This window comes from Polaribacter sp., from assembly GCF_965656025.1.
Lineage (GTDB): Bacteria > Bacteroidota > Bacteroidia > Flavobacteriales > Flavobacteriaceae > Polaribacter.
Window position 1 is genome coordinate 45,784 of the sequence record NZ_CBFHJT010000017.1, and the last position, 2,677, is coordinate 48,460.

The following is a 2,677-nucleotide window of genomic DNA, read 5'->3' on the forward strand; positions in this document are numbered from 1 at the left end:
TTTGGATTGCTCCTGGTTATTTTTCGACAAAAAAACAATTAATTAATAGCAACGAAATTTACAAGCAATTTAAAGCTTTTAAAGATCATAAAATTTATACACCATCAACAAAAAAAGGAAAAACTGGTGGCGTAATTTATTACGAATTAGCACCTACAAGACCTGATTTGGTTTTAAAGGATATTATTAAAATTACAAATCCTGATTTATTATCAAATTACAAATTAACTTTCTTTGAAAAGATGCAATAATTTTTTTTGTAAATTATTATAAATAAAAAAACTCCAGCTAAAAACTGGAGTTTATATTAAAATGGGGGATTTATTTTGAGGGAAACAATTTCTAATACAAATTTAGTTAACATACTATAATATTCAGTTTAAATAAGGGGTAGTTTTTGGGTAGTAATCTTGTAAAAATTGCAAAATCCTAGTTTTTTGCAATAACTAAAGCTTCTTTTCTACTTTTTATATTTAGTTTTTCGTAAATATTTTTTATATGAAATTTTACCGTATTTACAGAGATATTTAATTCATTTGCAATTTCTTTGTTGGATTTACTCCTTAAAATTAAATTAAAAATTTCATATTCTCTTATACTTAAAGTTTCAAGATGGTTGTCAAATCCATCCGTATTCTTTTTTAATTTTATTTTTGATAATTCTTTTAATTTAATAGAATATTTTACAATTTCATCTCTCATAAATTTATTATCATTTTTTAAAATTTTCATTCTGTAAATTAAAGCAGAAGAAAATATTACCATTTCTATAATTCCTCCCATTTTAAAATTAACTGCATTTAAAGCTTCAAAAGAAATTCCAAATGTCTTTAAAACATAATTATTAAAAGCTAAGAAAAGAATAAATGTATATGCTAAAACATATATTTTAATGAAGACGTTTTTATTGAAAAGTAGAATACCTACAATATAATAGGTAAGAAATAGTGAAAATACTAATATCACTAAAGATAAAAATAAGTAATAGTAGCCAGTTATTAAGTGACAAAGACCTAAAATAATTATTATAACACCTATACCATAACTAAAAAACTTAATTTTTGGGAAATAAAAATCAATTTGTAAATATTTATCAGAAAATTTTGAAGCAAAAAATGCTATTAAAATAAATATGAATATTACTGTAAAGTCTATTACAGAAATAGATGCTTCCATAAAATTTAGCATTCCATCTCTCACAAAAACACCGCAAGTTAAACTAAACACAAATAAACCATAGTACAAAAAGGAATCATCACCAAGTAATATTGAATAAAAAATATACGAAATTACAATTATTAAAGCAATACCGTAATACAAGCCATTAAATAACATATTCGTTCTTTCTTTATATAAAAAATCCTTTTCTGCTAAAATGTCAATGGGAATAAATGACTCTTTTCTAGGTGTAATTTTTACATATATTTCTGAATCTCCAATAAATTTAATAGAAGAAAAACGATGATTTGCTGCTTTATTTATTTTGATTCCATTTTTAAAAGCTACAATATGTTGAATTTGAGGATTAGTAGCAGTAAAATAAAAAGTGTTTGAAGTATTCATATTTGAAACTCTAAACCAATATGAAGTTTTATTATAACCATCAGAAATTGTTTTTTCTAACTTTTTAAACTCAACATTTTTAATGGTTTCAATAGTTTGAATATTTACTGAATCTTTGTAAAAATAAATTTCATTTTGTGAAAACAAATTAGAAACAACAAAAAACAAGAAAATAAAAACACTATTTCTCATCTTTTTGTTTTTCAATAGTAATTTCCCTCATATACAAAAATAAAGGAAATGTAAAAGCAACTGCAACTAAAAAAGTAAGCGGAATTAAAACCCACCAATATTTAATTTTTAATCGTAAAGATTCTGGAATCATAAATGCGAAAAATGTAAGCACAACCACAGTTAAATCGGCCCCATAAGATTTGCCTGCAAAATTGGCTTCTGCATCTTTAAAGAAATTTAAAAAAGTAGGACTTTCTGCAGTTTGAAACCATTGAATGTTATAATACCAAGTGTAGCAAACACCTAATATGGATAATACTAAATAAAGGTGTTTTAGTTTCATGAGTTCTTATTATTATAAGTTCATTTTTTTTAATTAAAATATCTTATTTAAAGATAAGAAATTATCAAAATAACTTTTGCTGATTTTCATCATCCTTCTTTTTTTCTTCTGCTTTCTTTTTTGCAATCGATTTTTTTAAAGCGATTCTTGCTTTTTCTTCTGCAGACATTTCTTCTAAAACAGGCTTTTTAGTTGATACTTCTTGAATTTCTATGGGTAATTTATCTTCTATAACCTCTTCACCTACTACCTCCATTTCTTCTGAGGCAACTTCTTTTGCTTCTTCATAGGGTAACGATTCTAAAAGGTTTACATTTTTAATTTTCTCTGTGGTTAATTGATTCCCCAAAGCCTTAATTCCTTTTACTGCAATAAATTCTTCAAAATTAACTTCTTCATTGTCTAAACTACGTTTAGAAAATTGTACTTCTGCAATAGGTCTGTAATCTGTTGCCACAATTTCTAATTGACTTTTTGGATGATCTGAAATAAACTCTTCTTCTTTTTCTGGTGTTTCAATCAAGAAACGTTTTACGTAATAACGTTCTTTTTCACCATCAAAATAAATAGCAGAAATAGGTTTGTTCTGTTTCCATT

Annotated in this window: 2 protein-coding genes and 2 pseudogenes; 1 reads left to right on the forward strand and 3 read right to left on the reverse strand. The window is 24.8% G+C overall.

Annotation, left to right across the window (positions count from 1 at the left end):
• A pseudogene (locus ACTG3S_RS04985) lies at positions 1 to 251 on the forward strand (ABC transporter substrate-binding protein); the annotation flags it as partial.
• A gap of 178 nt (positions 252 to 429) precedes the next feature.
• On the opposite strand, the gene ACTG3S_RS04990 reads toward ACTG3S_RS04985, so the two are convergent.
• The 3 genes and pseudogenes from ACTG3S_RS04990 to ACTG3S_RS05000 all read right to left on the reverse strand — a co-directional run.
• Complete coding sequence (locus ACTG3S_RS04990) at positions 430 to 1,755, reverse strand: LuxR C-terminal-related transcriptional regulator (protein ID WP_439128272.1); 1,326 nt, start codon at positions 1,753 to 1,755, stop codon at positions 430 to 432.
• A complete protein-coding gene (locus ACTG3S_RS04995; protein WP_439128273.1) occupies positions 1,745 to 2,080 on the reverse strand; it encodes a DUF2834 domain-containing protein in 336 nt (111 codons plus the stop codon). Before ACTG3S_RS04995 ends, ACTG3S_RS04990 begins: the two co-directional genes overlap by 11 nt.
• Before the next feature lie 64 nt (positions 2,081 to 2,144).
• Positions 2,145 to 2,677: pseudogene (locus ACTG3S_RS05000) on the reverse strand (DNA gyrase/topoisomerase IV subunit A); the annotation flags it as partial.